Source organism: Promicromonospora sp. NPDC060204, from assembly GCF_042728455.1.
In the GTDB taxonomy this organism is placed as follows: domain Bacteria; phylum Actinomycetota; class Actinomycetes; order Actinomycetales; family Cellulomonadaceae; genus Promicromonospora.
The window spans coordinates 1-17,011 of sequence record NZ_JBHWZO010000135.1; the positions used below are offsets into that span (position 1 = coordinate 1).

Sequence of the window (17,011 nt, forward strand, 5' to 3'; positions counted from 1 at the left end):
CCACCGAGTAGTGCCGGAAAGACTCGCGCGTCGCGGGGTTCGACAGGTGCACCTCGACCAGCAGCAGCCCCGCCGTGGTGACCTGCGCCGCGGCGTCGCGCAGGGCGTACGAGTAGTGCGTGAACGCGGCGGGGTTGAGCACCACGTGGGCACCGGCGTCCACGGCCTCGTGCAGCCAGCCGACGATCTCGGACTCGTCGTCGGTCTGCCGCACCGCGATCGCGAGGCCGAGCTCGTCGCCCCACTTGGCGGCGGCGACCTCGAGGTCCGCCATCGAGGCATGCCCGTAGATCTCGGGCTCGCGGACACCGAGCCGGCCGAGGTTGGGACCGTTGAGCACCAGGACGCTGGGCAGTGCAGAAGCCATGGCCGCGAGCCTAGTGGGCCACCACGGCTGACGTCGCCGGATCTCGGACGCGCTGGTCTCAGGGGCGCGGGTCTCAGGGGCGCGGGTCTCAAGGGCGCGGGTCTCAGGCGCGGCCGGACCTCACACCTTGCCGCTGCCGTGCACGATCCGGTGACCGCCCGTCGCCTCGGCGACCCAGTCGATCACCTGTGGGCCCAGCTCGTCCCAGCTCCAGAAGGTGAAGCCCAGGCAGGCCAGCGCCGCGTCGTTGGCCGACCACTCCGTGACCGGGGACGCAGCGCCGCACTCCCGGCACACCAGATCGGTTTCTCCGTCGCCGTCGCCGTCACCGTTGCCAACGCCATCATCGCCGTCGCGCCAGGCGGCCGCCGCGTCGTGGAACCAGCGCAGCCCGTCCTCGTCCGAGCAGGTGGGGCCGAACTCCTCGGGCGGCCCGAAGAACGACCTGCGGACCGAGCACCGGGGACAGGTCACCGTGTCGACATTGCCCTGCCCGCCGTCGTACACCTCGCGGCCGACCCCGACCGACATGCCCCACGGAGCCTCACCGGAGACGGACCCGGCGACCGACCCGGCGAGGGTGTCCGCCCATGCCTTGCCTGGCGGGTGTCCGTCACCGCCGAGCGCCGCGGCCGGGGACACCTCCGGCAACAGGACACCGCGCGCGACGAGCGCGTCCACGACCCGTTGTCCCAGCTCTCGGGCCTCGGCCTCGGTCGCGTCCAGGTCGGCGACCCACTCGAAATACGTCCCCACGGCTTCCCCTTCGACTGGCTGCTGGTGTCCGGCGTCGCGCACGCTACCCCGCGCCACTGACATCCCGCACGCACGCCCCTGCCCCGCACCCCTGCCCGCGGCACGCACCAGCCAGCAGCACGGCTGGACCAGCACCCAGCACACACTCACGCCCCGTCGGGTTCCAGGCCGTCCACCAGGAGCGTCCGCGGGCCGGGCCCGGCCTCGGCGAGGGCGTCTTGCGGGTTGGTCAGCGCGCAGCGGCGCAACGAGAGGCAGCCGCAGCCGATGCAGTCCGTGAGGTGGTCACGCAGCCGGGAGAGCTGCTCGATCCGCGCGTCGAGGTCGTCGTGCCAGGCCTGCGAGATGCGGCGCCAGTCCTTCGCGGTGGGCGTCCGGTCCCCCGGCAGGGTGTCGAGCGCCGCGCCGATGTCGGCGAGCGGGATCCCGACGCGCTGGGACACCCGGATGAACGCGACCCGGCGCAGCGTCTCCCGCCGGTAGCGCCGCTGGTTGCCCGACGTCCGCCGGCTCGTGATCAAGCCCTTGCGCTCGTAGAAGTGCAGCGCGGACACCGCGACACCGCTCCTGGCGGCGAGATCGCCGACGGTAAGCTCGTCACGATCCCAGGGGACGGCGGGGTTGGGTGCTTCCATGCGTGGCCTCCAACGACTCACGAGAACTCGGGAACTCAGGTCAGCAGGTTTCGGACAGCGAGGTTCGGGCAGCGCAGCTCGGGCAGGGGCTCTCACGGCGCGTCTCGGGCCGGTGTTGACCTCAAGTTTGGTTCAGGTTAAAGGATGTGCGCATGGACGCGATCAGACACCACTCCTTCGGACCGCCCGAGGTCCTCGTGCTCGAGCAGGTCCCGGACCCAGTGCCCGGCCCGGGCGACGTGCTCGTGGATGCCGTCGCGCACGGGGTGCACCTCCTGGACACCAGCCTCCGGCGCGGCGAGGCCGGACCGCCGCTCCCGCTGCCCAGCCTGCCGACGGTGCCGGGCCGCGAGATCGCGGGCACCGTGGCCGCCGTCGGCTCCGGCGTCGACCCCTCGTGGATCGGTCGGCACGTGGCGGCGCACCTCGGGCCGGTGCCCGACGGCGGTGGGTACGCCCGGCGCGTCGTCGTCGGCGCGGACAAGCTGCACGCCCAGCCCGACGGCGCGGACGGCGCCCCGCTCGACCCGGCGGACGCGATCACCATGATCGGCACCGGCCGGATGGCCGTCTACACCCTCGACCTCGCCGCGGTGACGGCGGACGACGTCGTCGTCGTGACGGGCGCCGCCGGCGGGCTCGGCACGCTCTTCGTCCAGGAGGCGCTGCGAGCCGGGGCGCGCGTCGTCGCGCTCGCGGGCGGCGCCGCGAAGCTGCAGGTCCTGCGCGATCTGCTGCCCGACACGGGCCGGCTCGCCCTGGTCGACTACTCGGCCCCCGGCTGGCCCGACGCCGCCCGCGCGGCGCTCGGCGGCTCCCCCGCGACCCTCGTGCTCGACGGCGTGGGCGGCGAGCTCGGCACGGCCGCCACGGGCCTGCTGCGCGGTGCGGGCGGCAGGGCGGGCGGGGAATCGGTCGGCGGTGTAGACAGCGGCGGTGCAGACGGCGGCAATGCAGACGGCAGCAGTGCGGACGGCAGCAGCGCAGCCAACGGCAGGGCGGGCGACGACGGCGCGCCGGGCCGGCTCGTCGCGTACGGCTGGGCGTCCGGGACGGCCAACCGCTTTACGTCCTGGGCGGAGGCCGACCGGATCGAGTCGCCGATCGAGGTGCGCTACGCCGTCGGGCCGCAGGCTCCGCCGATGGGCGACCAACGGCCGTACCAGGAACGCGCGCTGGCGAACGCGGCGTCGGGCCGCTGGCGGGTGGCGACGCACCGCGTGCCGTTCGCGGAGGCCGCCCGCGCCCACCGCGAGCTCGAGGAGCGCCGCACCACCGGCAAGGTGGTGCTGGTGTGACCGCGGCGGTCTCCACCGAACGGACGGGCTCGGTCCCCGACGCCCCGAGCCCGGGCACCCTGAGCCCCGGTGCGCAGCGCCTCGTCCTGATCGGGATGGTCGCGCTCTGCTCGCTCGGGGCGTTCGAGGCGCTCGCCGTGGCGACGGCGATGCCCACCATCGCCGTCGACCTGGACGGGCTGCGGCACTACACGTTCGCCTTCGCGGTGGTCTTCGCGACCAGCGTGGTGGGCATGCTCACGGCGGGACGCTGGTGCGACCGCACTGGTCCGGCGCCGGCGATGTGGACCGGCGTGGCGCTCTTCGTGGTCGGTCTGGTGGTCGCGGGGACCGCCACCGGGATGGGCGCGCTGATCGCCGGGCGCGCGGTCCAGGGGGTCGGCAGCGGGCTCTTCGGCGTGGCGCTGTACGTCCTGGTGGCACGCGTCTTCGCGGCGGAGCGGCGTCCGGCCGTCTTCTCGGCGTTCGCCGCCGCGTGGGTGATTCCCGCGATCGTGGGGCCGGGGCTGGCGGGTCTCGTCGTGGACCATCTCGGCTGGCGGTGGGTCTTCCTCGGCGCGGCCGCGCTCACCGTCCCGGCCGCGATCCTGATGCGGCCCGGGCTGACGGCGGCACAGGGCGCGGGAGGTGCACCGAGCGACGGACAGGTGCCGGGCGACGGACAGGTGCCGGGCGACGGGCGGGTGCCGGACGAACGGCGGGTGCCGGACGAGGAACTGGGCGAGGGCGGCGTCGCAGCGCACGACAGCGCGCCGGACCACGGCGGCCTCGACCTCGGCCCGCGGGCCGGAGGAGCCGGCGGCAGCGCCGACCTCGCCCCCGTCGACGGCACGGGCGACGGAAGCGCCCTGACGAACGGCAGCGCCCTGACGAACGGCAGCGCCGTCGAGAGCGCCTCGCCGAAGCGCTTGCCCGACGTCGGGCACGCCGATCGACCGCTGCGGCACGCGCTCCGCCTGGCGCTGTCCGTGCTGCGTGCGGGACGCGGGCTGCCCGCCGTCGTGTCGGTGCGGGCACTGGTGTCCGGGGCTTTCACGGGCGCCGAGGTGTTGCTGCCGCTGCTCCTGGTGCACGAGCGGCACCTGACCCCTGGCGGCGCCGGGCTGATCCTGACGGTCGGGGCGCTGGGCTGGTCCGCGGCGTCCTGGGTGCGGGGGCGCAACCTGCTGCACCTGAGCCACGCCGGGTACGTACGGCTCGGCGGCGGCCTGCTCGCCCTCGGGATGGTCGGCGCGGCGATGCTCGTGCTCCCGGACGTGCCGGCCGGGGTCGGGATGGCGTTCTGGGTGCTCTCGGGCAGCGGGATGGGGCTGGTGTACCCGACGCTGTCGGTCCTCACACTGGAGCTGGCGCCACCGCATGAGCAGGGCTCGGCGTCGTCCGCCCTCCAGGTGGCCGACGCCGTCGCGGCCGCCATCGCGTCGTCCGCGACCGGCGCCCTGCTCTGGGCCCTGTACGACGTCGCAGGGCTGCCCGCCTACGCCGTCGTGCTGGGGCTCACGGGCCTGCTGGCGACGGCCGCGCTCGCGCTCGCGGGCAGGACCCGTGTCGCCGTGCCGGCCGTTGCGCCTTGAGTGCGGGACGACAGGGCGGAGCGACGTAGGGCGGAGCAGTTGTGGGGCGAGCGGCTCGTAGGGCGGAGTGGCTAGTGGGGCTGAGCGGGCCGTCGGGCAGAGCAGCGCAGGGCGGAGCCGGTCGTAGGTGTACCGAGGACTCGACAGGCCAGGACTACGCGGTCGTGGCCTTGGCGAGCAACGACAGGCGGTCACGGCCTTGGTGGGCGAGGACTTCGTGGGCGCGGACTTCGTGGGCGACGTCTTGGGTCGGCGAAGACCTCGGCGGGGCGAGGCCAGCCGTCGGCAACGCGCTTTGGGCCCATCGGCGCTGGTGATCGGGCCACGGCTGCTGTTGGTGGCAGCGGCCGTGGCCGTGCAGGCCTTGGACGTCACGCGGCGGTGGCTGGTGATGCGGCGGGTGGGTCGATGGGTTCGGGCAGTCGGATGCGGTGACCACGCGGATCGGTGAAGACCCACCCCGTCTCCACCAGCACACCCGAGGTGTTGACGGTCGTGGGCTTGCCCGCCCAGGACATCGCGATCCCCCGCGTATCAACGAGCTGGTGGTGGAACCAGCACAACAATGCACTGTTGGCCACCGACGTGGCACCACCCTGGGCCCAGTGCGTCACCGCATGATGCACCTCGCACCGCGACGGCGGCTGGTCACACCCCGGGAACACACAATGCCCATCGCGTGCGATCACCGCACGCCGCATCTGGCCCGTGACCGTGCGCTGCGCACGCCCCACATCCAACACCGCACCATCCGGGCCGAACACCACCCGGGTGACCGCACTGTCACATGCCAACCGACGCAACAACCCCACCGGCACCCGGCCACCCGACTCCGTGAACACCGCACCACCCGAACCCAACAACCCAGGCCCCGACACACCCGGACCTGGCACACCAGCACCAGCACCCGCGCTGGTGATGGTAGGGGCATCCCCTGGCGCACATGGCGATGGCGAAGCACCAGGATCCTCGACCGACCCGCTGACCCCAGCCGCACCACCAGCGGCCCCAGCAGCGATCACAGGACCAGCACCTGTGCTCGGCGCGCCCGACCGGCCCGGGACCGTCTGTCCGCAGGTCAGGCACAGGCCCTCACGGGTGCGGGTGACCTGGGTGAGCAGCTCCGACAAGGACACCGTGACATTCAGGTGCGGAGGGATCGACGCACCCCGGGAGGCCTGGTTCGTGTCCAGCACGAGGTGGGCGATGTCGGCCAGGCCCTGGGCCCGGCGCTGACCCGGGCTCCGGTCATCGCCCACCGCCAGGGCGCCGACCACGGCGGCCAACGCGGTGGTCAGCAGCAGGCCGTGCTCGTCGGTCAAGAACCCCGCCACGTGGAACCCGCCCAACGTCTTGGACACGTCCAGGAACTCACCCTCGGCGGCCTTGTCGTCGTCCACGTCATCGGTGTCGGGGTCCGTGATCGTGGCGAACCGGCGCGCGACGACCCGGAACTGGTCCGCGTTGAGCACCCCGGCCTCGCGCAGGACCAGACCCTCGCCCGTGACCAGGGTTCCCGCGGTGATCGCCTCTTCGAGCACCTGAGTGATCTGCTCACGAACGCGGGAACCGTCCGGGTCGTCGGCCGGGTCCGGCAGATCCACCGCGACCGTGTCCACGAACGCCTCCGGCGTCGTGGTCTCCCCGGTGCGGGTATCGATCAACCACGCCAACGCGTCCTGGCGCGTCTGGCTCGTGGGCGCGACCTCTGCCATCACCCGGGCGTGGTCCACACCTACCCTGCCGGCCACCAGGCCCTCCCGTGTTGCGGGCAAGGCCTGCGCCAACCGCCGGGCGGTGGTCACGTCCTTGCGGGCCATGCCCGCCGAGACGCCCTCACGCAGCCGCAACCACGCAGGGAACGTGCGCGACATGCCACCACTGCGCCAGGACCCGTCGTCCTCGATCCGTGGCAACACCGACCACCGCACCCCGTCCAGACGCCCGGTCACCCTGCGGATCCGGGTATGCGCCTGCATCAACCGTGCCACCGTCGGGGCGCCCCAACCATCCAGCACCCCCGGGGTCACCAGGTCGGCCAGCTCACCGACCGCGGTCTCGATCCGGGCCAGCACACGCTCCAAGGACCCGGGGACACACCACCGGACGCCATGCTCTCCACCGAGTCCATCCGTGCCACCCCCTCGCCCGCCAGTCATGTTCACCTGACACCATTGTCTCGAACATTCATACGCATCGCGAGGCGCACTTCAAATCTGTGGATAACTCTTCGCGTCGTGGACGGGCAACGACGACGGCCGCGCGTCCGCCGTCCGACACGCTGCCCTCGCGGAAACCGCCTGACCTCGCGAGGCTGTGCTCATGGGCGAGTTCACCGAGTACATCGCCGGCCTGGACGGGCCGGCCAAGGATGCCGTCGAGCACGTGCGGGCGCGGGCACTCGAGCTCGTGCCGGACGCCGAGGAGGGCATGAGCTACGGCATGGCCGCCCTGCGCTACCGCGGCAGCCCGCTGGTCTCGGCGCGCGCCACGGCGAAGCACATTGGCCTGTACCCGTTCAGCCCGCCCGCGATCGACGCGCTCGCCCCCGACCTGACCGGCTTCTCGACGTCGAAGGGCACCGACCGGTTCACCCCGGACCAGCCGCTGCCGGACGACGTCCTGGACCGCCTCGTGCTGTTCCGCCGCGACGAGATCGACGCCATGCGGTCACGCTGAGCGGTCACGTCGAGCGGTCACGTCGAGCCGCAGGCCAGCTCGGCTCAGCCCGCTCGACGCGGCCCGGAGTCGCGCTCGGGCTCCAGCACGCTGGGCTGGTTTCGGGTCAACCACAGCACCAGTCGGTCGACCGCCCACACGGCCGCGAGCGCCACCCCGGCGGCGGGGACTCCCGCGCGCCAGCACAGGTATCCGACGCCGCCGAAGAGGGCTGCCTCCATGCCGACCTGTGCCCAGGCCGGGATCGCCACGGGCGCCTTCGGCGAGAGGAACGTCGCCCAGAGCGCGATCACGGCGGCCGGAGCGAGGAGGACGGCGGCGAGGCGCCATCCGCCGTACGCGAGGTTCCAGGCTGCGTAGCCAGCGCCCGCGGCGAGGGCGAGCTCAAGCAGGAAGCGCACGACAAGGGCGGTTGTTCTCACGCGCGCCAGAGTACGCACTGCGTGAGCAGTGCTCATGTGCCGTCCCACGTTCACTCGGTCCACGTTCGCCGGCCCCACGTTCATCCGGTCCCACGTTCGCCAACCCGCAGGAACTTCCTTCGGACCGACCCAGATCGCGCGGGGGTGTCACATCTGGCTCCCCCGTCCCGTCTAAGGGGTATGACGCGAGAGCATGTCCGTATGACCGAGCCCCCCATCTCGCCGTCCGCTGCGACAACCGACGCGACAACCGACGCGACGGCGGAGCCCGCCGGGACCGCGGCGCACGCCGCGACGCCGTCCGGCACTGCTCCCGGCACCGGCACCTTCCTGGACGACGCCGCGCTCGGCCGGCTGCGTCCGCTCTCGTTCGCGGTCGCCTACCGGATGCTGGGCAGCGTGGCCGAGGCGGAGGACGTGGTGCAGGAGGCGCTGACGCGTGTCTCGCAGGCACCGGACGTGCGCAACCCGGACGCGTTCGTCACCACGGTGACGACGCGCATCGCCATCGACGTGCTGCGTTCGGCGCGGGTCCGGCGGGAGCAGTATGTGGGCGAGTGGCTCCCGGAGCCGCTGGTCGGTCCCGTCCCGTCGCTGCCGGTCGCGATGGCCACGCCGGCGCCCGACGTCGCGCGCCATGCCGAGCTCTCCGACGACCTCTCCACCGCGTTCCTGGTGCTGCTGGAGACCCTCACCCCGACCGAGCGGGCAGCGTTCCTGCTGCACGACGTGCTCGGCTTTCCGCACAGCGAGGCCGCCGACGTGATCGGCACCAGCGAGGTGGCCGCCCGGCAGCTGGCCTCCCGCGCCCGACGGCGGATCGCGCAGCGGGTAGCGCCACGGCCCGTGACGCGGCAGCCGGTCAAGCAGCAGCCCGTATCGCGGCAGCCCGTCACACAGCGGCCCGCACCACAGCAGCCCCCGACACCCCAGCACCCGGAGCAGGACGAGCCCACGCCCCGCACCCCGAACTTCAGGCCGCGCACCGCGAGCGACCGGGCCCGCGCCGAGGAGCTCGTGTCCCGGTTCCTCGCCGCGTGCGAGGAGGGTGCGGTGGACTCGTTCCTGGAGCTGCTGGCCGAGGACGTGGTGCTCACGGGCGACGGCGGCGGGAACGTGCCGCAGGGCATGTCGATCGCCCGGCCGGTCGCGGGCCGCGTGACGGTCGCCCGGATGCTGGCGTCCTTTGTCGGCCGGGGCGCGCCGCTCCACTTCGAGCGGGCGCTCGTGGGCGGCGAGCCGGGTCTGCTCATCGTGGCGGACGACGTCGTGGGCGGCGGCCTGATCGGCACCTGGTCGTTCGAGGTCTCCGGCGGTCTGCTCGCCGGTATCCGCGGCGTGATCAACCCGGACAAGCTCGGGCACCTGGGGCCGCTCGTGGATCTCGACCGGCTCCAGGCCGCCCTCAGGAGTGGGCTGGCCGCGCGGGCCGCGGCCCGCCAGGCCGCCGCCCAGGGCCGCTAGACCCGGGGCGGACGGGCGGACGGGCCCGGCCGGCCCAGGGTCCGCCCGCCCGCCCGGCGTCGCGCCGGGCGGACCGCAGACCCTCGCTAGGCCACGCCCGTCGGGTCCGGCGTCGCGTCCGGAGCCGCATCTGTCGGGCGGGCGGGCGTACCGGCGTCGGCGACGGGTGCGTCCTGCACGAACCACATCAGCACGAGCCCGACGAGCACCACGGCGATGATCCCGAGGGTGCCCCAGATGGTCGCGCCGGTGGCGGCGATGAGGATGGTCCACAGGCCGTGCGACATCCACGACGTCGCGCGACCGGTGGTGGCGTAGAGGCCGAAGATCTCGGACTCCTTGCCGGCGGGCGTCACCCGGGCGAGGTAGGACCGCGAGGCGGCCTGCGCCGGGCCGACGCAGGCGGACAGGACGAGCCCGCCCACCCAGTACACGATCGGGCCGAGGTCGCGCAGGAAGACGACGGCGAGGCCGGCGACGACGATGACGCTGAGGGTGGCGAGGATGACCGACCGGGGACCGAAGCGGTCGTCGAGGCGACCGATCAGGATGGTGCTGACGCCGGCCACGAGGTTCGCGGCGATGCCGAAGATGATCACCTGGTCGGAGGAGAACCCGAAGCTGACGCTGCCGATGATCGCGCCGAACGCGAAGACGCCGCTCAGGCCGTCCCGGAAGACGGCGCTGGCCAGCAGGAACCAGAACGTCCGGCGGGCGGTGTGCCACAGGCCCTTGATGTCACGGAACAGGACCCCGTAGCTGGCGAAGAACCCCACGGCGGGCCGGCCCTTGGTGGGCGGCAGCTCGGGCACGAACGTGAAGATGGGCCAGACGAACACCAGGGCCCAGACGGCGCAGGCGACCGCGATGACCCGGTACGCGAGACCGTTGTCGGTGGGCATGCCCCACCAGTCGGCCGCATTGGCGACCACGACCAGGAGCAGCATGAGGATGCCGCCCACGTAGCCCAGGCCCCAGCCGAGGCCGGACACCTTGCCGACCGTCCGCGGGGTGGCGACCGACACCATCATCGCGTTGTAGTTCACGCCCGCGATCTCGCTGAGCACGCTGCCCAGGCCAATCACGATCGCGCCGAAGACGAAATAGACCGGGTCCGCCTCGACGAACCACAGCGCGAGCATGCACAGCACCATCCCGGCGGTGGCGCCGGCGAGCCAGGCCTTGCGGCGTCCGGAGGCGTCCGCGCGCTGCCCCAGCACGGGGGCCAGCACCGCGACGAGGATGCCGGCCAGCGTGGTCCACAGGCCCAGGCCGCTGGTCAGCTCGGCGAGGCCGCGCTGGTACGCGGGGTCGTCCTCCCCCAGGGCCGCGACGGCGGGGTCGAGGAACGACGCCGAGATCAGGTAGCCCGCGGTGAAGACGAACGTGAGGATCACGGTGTTGAACGGCTGGGTGCCCCAGTCCCACAGCGCCCAGGAGAACACCTGGCGGCGCGGGATCCGCACGCCTTCCTGCAGCTCCAGGCCCATCCTCGGGGGCTTCGGTGTCTCGCTCGCCGAGGAGGGCTGCGCGTCGGGTCCGGGTAGGGCGTCGGTCATGGCCGCAGTCTGCCCGCGTCGCATGAATCGTGGGTGCTGGAGCGGTCACGATCTCATACCGACCCGCTGGCCAGACTCGCTGGTCAGACGCGCCGGTCAGAGCACCAGGTTGTGGCGGCCGATCTGTTCCGTCCCGGAGACACCCGCGAGCGCCATCGTGAGGTCGAGCTCGGCGAGCACGTGCTCGGCGACGGCGCGGACGCCGTCGGCCCCGGCGAGCGCGAGACCGTAGACCCAGGGGCGGCCCAGGAGGACGGCGTCGGCGCCGAGGGCGAGCGCGGTGAAGACGTCGGCCCCGGTCCGGACGCCGGAGTCGAAGAGCACGGGGACTGAGCCGGGGACAGAGCCGGCTGTTTCCGAACCGGACGCCCCGGACCACGTGCGGACGGCGTCGACCACGGGCCCGAGGGCGTCGATCGAGGCGACGGCGTTGTCGATCTGCCGGCCGCCGTGGTTGGACACGACGATGCCGTCGGCGCCGTGTTCGAGGGCGGCGCGGGCGTCGTCGGGGTGCTGGATGCCCTTGACGAGGATCGGCAGGGTGGTGCGCTCGCGCAGCCAGGCGAGGTCGGCCCAGGTGAGGGTCGAGCGGGAGAAAACCTCCAGGAAGGTCTCCACGGCGGCGCGGGCGTGGGGCTGGGTCAGGTTGCGCAGGGTGGGGCCCGGGTGGTGGCGCGCCATGGACAGCAGCGAGCGGACGGCGGCGACGGTGGGCCGGTTGGCGGGCGCAGATTCCGACGACGACGCCGCGTCGTCTCCCCCGCCGGGCGACGCCGAACCGGACGCGGCCGCCCCCTCGACCCGCGCCTCGACGAGAGCGCGGAACACCGGGTCGCTCAGGTACTGGGCGATGCCCTCGGCGCGGGCGAACGGGAGGTAGCCCAGGTCGAGGTCCGCGGTGCGCCAGCCGAGCACGTGGGTGTCCAGGGTGACGACGATCGCCTCGCAGCCGCTCGCCTCGGCGCGGGCGACGAAGGACTCGACCAGGGCGTCGTCGGACGACCAGTAGAGCTGGAACCAGCGCGGGCTGTCGCCGAGGGCGGCGGCCGTGTCCTCCATGGGGGTGGACGCCTGGGACGAGATGACGACGGGCAGGCCGAGGTCGCGGGCGGCGCGGGCCAGGGCGGGCTCGGCGTTGCGCGGCGCGGCGGCCCGACCGCCCCACTGGTGCTGCACGGCGAGCTCCAGGGCCCCGACCGGCCCGAACAGCACGGGGGCGGACAGCTCGCGGCCCAGCAGGGTCGTGGCGAGCGACCGCTGCCCGACGTCGACCATCTGGCGCGGCACGATCCGGTACCGGCCGAACGCCTCCCGGTTGGCCGCCACGGTGCGCTGCGCGCCGGCGCCGCCTGCCACGTACGACCAGCCGGTGCGGGTCATGCGGCGGCGGGCGGCGGCGGCGAGCGCGTCGGGGTCGGTGGGCACGGCGGGCCGGCGGCCGTAGACGCCGTCGCGGTAGATCGCCGACTGCACCGTTCGGCCGATATTGATCCCGCCGTTAGTAGGCATGCCGGACATCTTGCCATGGCGTTATCGGCGAGGTCATTGTCGGCTACGTCGTCAACAACCACGCCGTTGTCGCGGGCACCTACCCCTGCGCCCGCTTTTCACCCACCCCCGCGGGAATCCCCAGCGCCGTCCCCGCGAGCTTCTCGACCTGGTCCCAGACACGAGTCGCGAGGTCACCCTCCGGCGACGCCGTCCGGGCTGTCGGGTCCACGCGCACCGGGATGCCGCGCAGGCGCCCGGCCGGAGCGTAGTAGTCGCCGTTGCGCGCCTGCGGGTCGGTCAGGGCGCGCACCGCCGACCAGGCGGCGCCGTCCTTGCCCTGGGCCCAGGGCGTGTAGGGGTTGGGCCGGTAGGGCGTGGTCGCGTCGCGGATCCCGGCGCGGTGGGGTGTCCGGGCGTCCACGCCCACACCCGGCCGGGTGACCAGCGAGAGGACGGGCGCACCGGCGGCCTCCAGCCGGCGCGCCAGCTCGAACGCGAGCACCTCGGTCACCGTCTTCGCCTTCGTGTAGGCGACGACGGCGACGCGCGGCACCCGGCGGACGTCGTCGACGGCCACCGGGAACTGCGTGACGAACCCGGTGGAGGTGTGCACCACCCGCGCCGGCGTGCCGGTCCGCTCCCCGGTGGCCGCGAGCGCCGGGAGCACGCCCGCCAGGAGCGCGGCGTTCGCGACGACGTGGGTGCCGAGCAGCAGGGGCAGCCCGTCGGCGGTCGTCGCGCTGCCCTTCAGGGCCATGGCCCCGCCGTTGAGCAGCAGCCCGTCCACGCGGGGCAGGGCGGCGATCCGCGCGGCCGCGTCGGACACGGACGCCAGGGAGGCGAGGTCCACGACGACGGTGTCGAGGCGGGCGCCGGGCACCTCCCGCTCGATCGAGGCGACGGCGGTCGCGAGCTTGCCCGCGGAACGGGAGGCGAGCACGACGTGCGCGCCGGCCGCGGCGAGCTGCTCGGCGGCGAAGTACCCGATGCCGGCGGTGGCGCCGGTCACGACGTGCGTGCGGCCGCTCTGGTCGGGGAGGTGGGCGGGGTCCCAGGTCATGTCGGTCCTCGGTTCTCTTGGGGTTCGGGCAGGGGCTTCGGGGCAGTGGGCTCAGGGCAGGGCGAGCTCACTTCCACCGCCCCATCCGGATGATGTATCCGTTTGAGCGTAGCACCAGAAACGGATCATCCATCCGCTTCTGCGGGTAGGATCACCCCATGCCCGCTCTCCGGTCCGACGCCGCCCGCAGCCGCGCGCGCATCCTCGAGGTCGCCCGGCGCCATGACCCCGGCGCGCTCCGGCTCAACGACCTGGCCCGGGAGGCGGGCGTGGGGGTCGGCACCGTCTACCGGCACTTCCCCACCACGCACGCCCTGGTGGAGGCGCTGACCCTAGACACGCTCGAACGGCTGCGGGTCCTGACCCGGGAGGCCGTCGGCGAGCCCGACCCGCGCACGGCGATCTCGAACCTCCTGCGCTCGGCGCTCGACCTCCAGCTCGAGGAGGGCGGTCTGCAGCCCGTCCTCCTGTCCGCCGAGGACGAGTCCGACGAGGTGCGGGAGGCCAAGCACGAGATCCTCACGGGCTTCGAGCAGATCCTGGTCCGGGCCCGCGCCGCCGGCGTCGTCCGGCCGGACCTGACCACCGAGCAGGTGGAGCACCTGGTGTGCGGGATGGAGCACGCGGTTCGGCTGGGTGCGGCGTCGGACCGCGGGCCGTACCTGGAGATCCTGCTGGCGGGACTGCGGCCCGCCTGACCAGGGCAAACCCGGGCGCGTGCCAGCCGCGACCTGCGACGAGGGCCGTCCTCGACATACGATCCCCAGGTGCCTGGTTCCCCGGAAGACGCGCTCGACTGGCGCACCGACCACCTGCTCGGCGAGCCGTTCCAGGAGGCCCCGCTCGGCCCGGCCACCCTGGTGCGCTACCCCTACCCGGCCGACCGGCCGGCGCCCCGTGCGGCCGTGATCCACGTGCACGGCTACAACGACTACTTCTTCCAGGAGCACCTGGCCCGCACCTTCACCGCGGCCGGCTACGCGTTCTACGCCGTCGACCTCCGGGCCGCCGGACGGTCCCTGCAGCCCGACCAGATCCCCCACTTCGTGCTCGACCTGCGCGAGCAGGCGAGCGACATCGCGGCGGCCGCGCGCGCGGTGCGCGGCCTGGAGCCGGGGCTGCCGCTCGTGGTGCACGCCCACTCGACCGGCGGGCTGACGGCCGCCCTGTGGGCGCACGCGCACCGCAACGCCGCGGGGGCCGACGCCGGACCGGACTCCCTGGTGCTGAACTCACCGTTCCTCGACCTGCGGGCGCCGCACTGGCAGCGCACCGTCGGCACCCGCGTGCTCGACACGGTGGGGCGCCTCGCGAGCACCGCGATCATCAGCGACGGCCCGTCCCGGTACGCCGAGCACCTGCTAGCAGCCAACGGCGGGCGCTGGGAGTTCGACACGACCCTCAAGCGTCCCGAGGGCCTGCCCGGCCGCGTCGGGTGGTTCGTCGCGATCCGGCGCGGGCAGGCGCGCGTCGCCGCCGGGCTGGAGATCGCGTGCCCCGTGCTGCTCGCCCGGTCCGACTCGTCCGGGCCGGACTCGCTGGACAACCCGCTGCTCGACGCCCAGGACACCGTGCTCGACGTCCGGCAGATGGCCGCGCTCGCGCCCGGCCTGGGGCTGGACGTCACCGAGCTCGTCGTGCCGGGCGGCGTGCACGACCTGTCGCTGTCGGCCCGTGAGCCGCGCGAGGCTTACCTCGACGGCATGTTGAAATGGACCGACAGCAGCATCGATGCTTGAGATCCAGTTCGTGAGGTTCGAATTCGTGAGGTTCGATTTCGTGAGGTTCGATTTCGTGAGGGACAGCCAGTGACCTACTTCGAGGGGCCCTTCCAGGCCCTCGCCCACCGCGGGTTCGCGCACGCGTCAGCCGGCACCGAGGGGCTGGAGAACTCCCTGGCGGCGTTCGGCGCCGCCATCGACCTCGGCTACCGGTATGTGGAGACGGACGCGCACGGGACGGTGGACGGCGTCGCCGTCGCGCTGCACGACGAGTCGCTCGACCGCACCACGGACGGCACGGGCCTGGTCGCCCAGCTGCCGTGGTCCGAGGTGAGCGAGGCCCGCATCGGCGGCGTCGAGCCCGTGCCGCTGCTGGAGGACCTGCTGGGCGGGTGGCCCGACCTGCGCGTGAACATCGACGTCAAGCACTCCTCCAGCGTCGGGCCGGTCGCCCGGGCGATCGAGCGGACCTCCGCGTGGGACCGCGTGTGCGTCACCTCCTTCGAGGTGGCCCGACGCCGCGCGACGCTCACCAAGCTGTCCCGCCCGGTCGCGACGTCGGCCGGACGCAAGGAGATCGCGAGCTTCCTGACCGGGGTGCGCGTCCACGTGCCGGCCCTGTCCCGCCGGGCCCTGCGCGACGTCGACGCGCTGCAGGTCCCGGTGCGTGAGGGCTCGATCACGGTCGTGGACCCGGCGTCGATCGCCGCGGCGCACAACCTGGGCAAGAAGGTGCACGTCTGGACCGTCGACGACCCGGACGAGATGCGGCAGCTCATCGACGACGGCGTGGACGGCCTGATCACCGACCGCGCCGACCTGCTCAAGGATGTGCTTGTGGAGCGGGGGCTCTGGGAGTAACGGCGCTGGGAGGTGCGACGTCGGGAGTCGTGGCTTCGGGAGTCGCGACTTCGGGAACGGCGGCGTCGGGGGCAGCGGCGTCCCGCGCCGTACGACTCAGGAACCGCCGCCGCCCGAGTCGCCGCCACCGCCGCCGGAGTCGCCCCCGGACCAGCCGCCCGAGTCGCCGCCGCCGAACCAGCCGCCGCCGTCACCACCACCACCGTGGCCGGCGCCGCCGCCACCGCCGCCGTCCGAGCCCGTCCAGGTCGAGTCGCCGCCCCAGGAGCTGCCGCCGGTCCAGCCGTCGCCGCCCGACCAGGCCGCGCTCGCCGACGGGTCCTGCGACGGCACACCGCCACCGAGCCCGTCACCGCCTCCCTCACCGACTCCGTCGCCGCCCCGTCCGCGGTCACCAGGTGCTGCCGGCCCGAACGTCGCCGGCACGAGCAGGGCCGCGCTCCCGTCGGACGCGGTGCCGGTCGTCGTGGCGGACCTCGCGTCGGACGACCGGGTCGCCCGCGACTTCGGCTGTGCCCGCGTCCCGAGCTGTGAGGTGAAGGCCCACAGCGTGCGGCCGTCGGCCAGCAGCAGGCGCGCCGGGCCCTCGACGGTGTCGCCGGCGAAGAACTCGACCGTCACCCGACCGGGAACCATGGTGTCGACCGGCGCGTCCTGCGGGAACAGCAGGTGCAGGTACTGCTGGTGCCCGCGGTGCTCGACCACCACCGTCCGCATCGGCCGGCCGGACACCTTTCGCTGCGCGGCCACGGCCTCGCCGTTCAGGGTCAGGGACACCGCGCCGCGCGCGGCTCGCGACCAGGCGCCACGGTTGCGCGCCCAGCGCCGGACCCCCTTGACGAAGATCCACAGCACGATCAGGGCCGCGATGCCGGCGACCACGAGGAACGCCGTCGGCGGGCCGGAGCCGTCGTCTGACGAGAAGGGTCCCGCGAGGAAGACCAGGAAGCCCAGGAACACCAGCGGGAAGAGCAGCCCGAACATGCGGGGTGAGCCGGCCTTGCGCGCGGCCCGGAAGCCGGGATCGGTGATCATGGACTGAGGCTAGTGTCTGCTTAGCCCCTTGCGCTGGCAAAGTAGACGTTTTTGAGGCCCGGGTTTCTTCGCTTTGAGGAGGCTCAAAG

16 protein-coding genes are annotated in these 17,011 nt (G+C 73.5%); 7 read left to right on the top strand and 9 right to left on the bottom strand.

The genetic code is table 11. The annotated features are described in order from the left end of the window. The 3 genes from ACFWEJ_RS17230 to soxR all read right to left on the bottom strand — a co-directional run. On the bottom strand, positions 1-355 hold a 355-nt coding region (locus ACFWEJ_RS17230; RefSeq protein WP_377230449.1), incomplete at its 3' end, for a type II 3-dehydroquinate dehydratase. A gap of 132 nt (positions 356-487) precedes the next feature. Next, positions 488-1,123: a hypothetical protein gene (locus ACFWEJ_RS17235; protein ID WP_377230435.1), complete on the bottom strand. Its 636-nt coding sequence runs from the start codon at positions 1,121-1,123 to the stop codon at positions 488-490. Positions 1,124-1,269: 146 nt separating this feature from the next. Next, positions 1,270-1,758 (bottom strand): redox-sensitive transcriptional activator SoxR, encoded by a 489-nt coding sequence (gene soxR, locus ACFWEJ_RS17240; RefSeq protein WP_377230436.1) that lies wholly within the window; start codon positions 1,756-1,758, stop codon positions 1,270-1,272. Positions 1,759-1,910: 152 nt separating this feature from the next. On the opposite strand from soxR, the gene ACFWEJ_RS17245 reads away from it, so the two are divergent. Together ACFWEJ_RS17245 and ACFWEJ_RS17250 are read left to right on the top strand one after the other, a co-directional pair. Beyond that, positions 1,911-3,056 carry an alcohol dehydrogenase catalytic domain-containing protein gene (locus ACFWEJ_RS17245; RefSeq protein WP_377230437.1) on the top strand — a complete coding sequence of 382 codons (1,146 nt, stop codon included), beginning with the start codon at positions 1,911-1,913 and terminating at the stop codon, positions 3,054-3,056. Beyond that, positions 3,053-4,630: an MFS transporter gene (locus ACFWEJ_RS17250; protein ID WP_377230438.1), complete on the top strand. Its 1,578-nt coding sequence runs from the start codon at positions 3,053-3,055 to the stop codon at positions 4,628-4,630. The genes ACFWEJ_RS17245 and ACFWEJ_RS17250 overlap by 4 nt, the downstream gene beginning before the upstream one ends. Positions 4,631-5,001: 371 nt before the next feature. On the opposite strand, the gene ACFWEJ_RS17255 is transcribed toward ACFWEJ_RS17250, so the two are convergent. Continuing rightward, positions 5,002-6,705: a DUF222 domain-containing protein gene (locus ACFWEJ_RS17255; protein ID WP_377230450.1), complete on the bottom strand. Its 1,704-nt coding sequence runs from the start codon at positions 6,703-6,705 to the stop codon at positions 5,002-5,004. A 247-nt stretch (positions 6,706-6,952) separates the two neighbouring features. On the opposite strand from ACFWEJ_RS17255, the gene ACFWEJ_RS17260 reads away from it, so the two are divergent. After that, a complete protein-coding gene (locus ACFWEJ_RS17260; protein WP_377230439.1) occupies positions 6,953-7,309 on the top strand; it encodes an iron chaperone in 357 nt (118 codons plus the stop codon). Positions 7,310-7,353: 44 nt separating this feature from the next. On the opposite strand, the gene ACFWEJ_RS17265 is transcribed toward ACFWEJ_RS17260, so the two are convergent. Beyond that, positions 7,354-7,731, bottom strand: a complete 378-nt coding sequence (locus ACFWEJ_RS17265) for a DUF2568 domain-containing protein (RefSeq protein ID WP_377230440.1) — start codon at positions 7,729-7,731, stop codon at positions 7,354-7,356. 201 nt (positions 7,732-7,932) lie between these two features. On the opposite strand from ACFWEJ_RS17265, the gene ACFWEJ_RS17270 reads away from it, so the two are divergent. Next, positions 7,933-9,195 carry a sigma-70 family RNA polymerase sigma factor gene (locus ACFWEJ_RS17270; protein ID WP_377230441.1) on the top strand — a complete coding sequence of 421 codons (1,263 nt, stop codon included), beginning with the start codon at positions 7,933-7,935 and terminating at the stop codon, positions 9,193-9,195. Positions 9,196-9,281: 86 nt separating this feature from the next. Here ACFWEJ_RS17270 and ACFWEJ_RS17275 read toward each other — a convergent pair whose 3' ends face one another. From ACFWEJ_RS17275 to ACFWEJ_RS17285, 3 genes are all read right to left on the bottom strand, one after another. Beyond that, complete coding sequence (locus ACFWEJ_RS17275) at positions 9,282-10,754, bottom strand: MFS transporter (protein WP_377230442.1); 1,473 nt, start codon at positions 10,752-10,754, stop codon at positions 9,282-9,284. A 96-nt stretch (positions 10,755-10,850) separates the two neighbouring features. Then, complete coding sequence (locus ACFWEJ_RS17280) at positions 10,851-12,263, bottom strand: alpha-hydroxy-acid oxidizing protein (protein ID WP_377230443.1); 1,413 nt, start codon at positions 12,261-12,263, stop codon at positions 10,851-10,853. A 79-nt stretch (positions 12,264-12,342) separates the two neighbouring features. Next, positions 12,343-13,305 (bottom strand): SDR family NAD(P)-dependent oxidoreductase, encoded by a 963-nt coding sequence (locus ACFWEJ_RS17285; protein WP_377230444.1) that lies wholly within the window; start codon positions 13,303-13,305, stop codon positions 12,343-12,345. Positions 13,306-13,463: 158 nt separating this feature from the next. On the opposite strand from ACFWEJ_RS17285, the gene ACFWEJ_RS17290 reads away from it, so the two are divergent. The 3 genes from ACFWEJ_RS17290 (at position 13,464) to ACFWEJ_RS17300 (ending at position 15,887) form a co-directional block, all read left to right on the top strand. Beyond that, positions 13,464-14,003, top strand: coding sequence for a TetR/AcrR family transcriptional regulator (locus tag ACFWEJ_RS17290; protein ID WP_377230445.1), 540 nt, complete (start codon positions 13,464-13,466; stop codon positions 14,001-14,003). A gap of 69 nt (positions 14,004-14,072) precedes the next feature. Then, entirely contained in the window at positions 14,073-15,044 is a 972-nt protein-coding gene (locus tag ACFWEJ_RS17295; RefSeq protein WP_377230446.1) for an alpha/beta hydrolase, read from the top strand. A gap of 69 nt (positions 15,045-15,113) precedes the next feature. Next, complete coding sequence (locus ACFWEJ_RS17300) at positions 15,114-15,887, top strand: glycerophosphodiester phosphodiesterase (protein WP_377230447.1); 774 nt, start codon at positions 15,114-15,116, stop codon at positions 15,885-15,887. A 96-nt stretch (positions 15,888-15,983) separates the two neighbouring features. Here ACFWEJ_RS17300 and ACFWEJ_RS17305 read toward each other — a convergent pair whose 3' ends face one another. After that, positions 15,984-16,922 (bottom strand): hypothetical protein, encoded by a 939-nt coding sequence (locus tag ACFWEJ_RS17305; protein ID WP_377230448.1) that lies wholly within the window; start codon positions 16,920-16,922, stop codon positions 15,984-15,986. Positions 16,923-17,011 lie beyond the last annotated feature (89 nt).

Excerpts from the sequence above, each read along its gene's own strand:
- soxR (WP_377230436.1), bottom strand. The coding sequence starts at position 1,758 with ATGGAAGCACCCAACCCCGCCGTCCCCTGGGATCGTGACGAGCTTACC.
- ACFWEJ_RS17245 (WP_377230437.1), top strand. The coding sequence starts at position 1,911 with ATGGACGCGATCAGACACCACTCCTTCGGACCGCCCGAGGTCCTCGTG.
- ACFWEJ_RS17260 (WP_377230439.1), top strand. The coding sequence starts at position 6,953 with ATGGGCGAGTTCACCGAGTACATCGCCGGCCTGGACGGGCCGGCCAAG.
- ACFWEJ_RS17270 (WP_377230441.1), top strand. The coding sequence starts at position 7,933 with ATGACCGAGCCCCCCATCTCGCCGTCCGCTGCGACAACCGACGCGACA.
- ACFWEJ_RS17275 (WP_377230442.1), bottom strand. The coding sequence starts at position 10,754 with ATGACCGACGCCCTACCCGGACCCGACGCGCAGCCCTCCTCGGCGAGC.
- ACFWEJ_RS17280 (WP_377230443.1), bottom strand. The coding sequence starts at position 12,263 with ATGCCTACTAACGGCGGGATCAATATCGGCCGAACGGTGCAGTCGGCG.
- ACFWEJ_RS17285 (WP_377230444.1), bottom strand. The coding sequence starts at position 13,305 with ATGACCTGGGACCCCGCCCACCTCCCCGACCAGAGCGGCCGCACGCAC.
- ACFWEJ_RS17290 (WP_377230445.1), top strand. The coding sequence starts at position 13,464 with ATGCCCGCTCTCCGGTCCGACGCCGCCCGCAGCCGCGCGCGCATCCTC.
- ACFWEJ_RS17305 (WP_377230448.1), bottom strand. The coding sequence starts at position 16,922 with ATGATCACCGATCCCGGCTTCCGGGCCGCGCGCAAGGCCGGCTCACCC.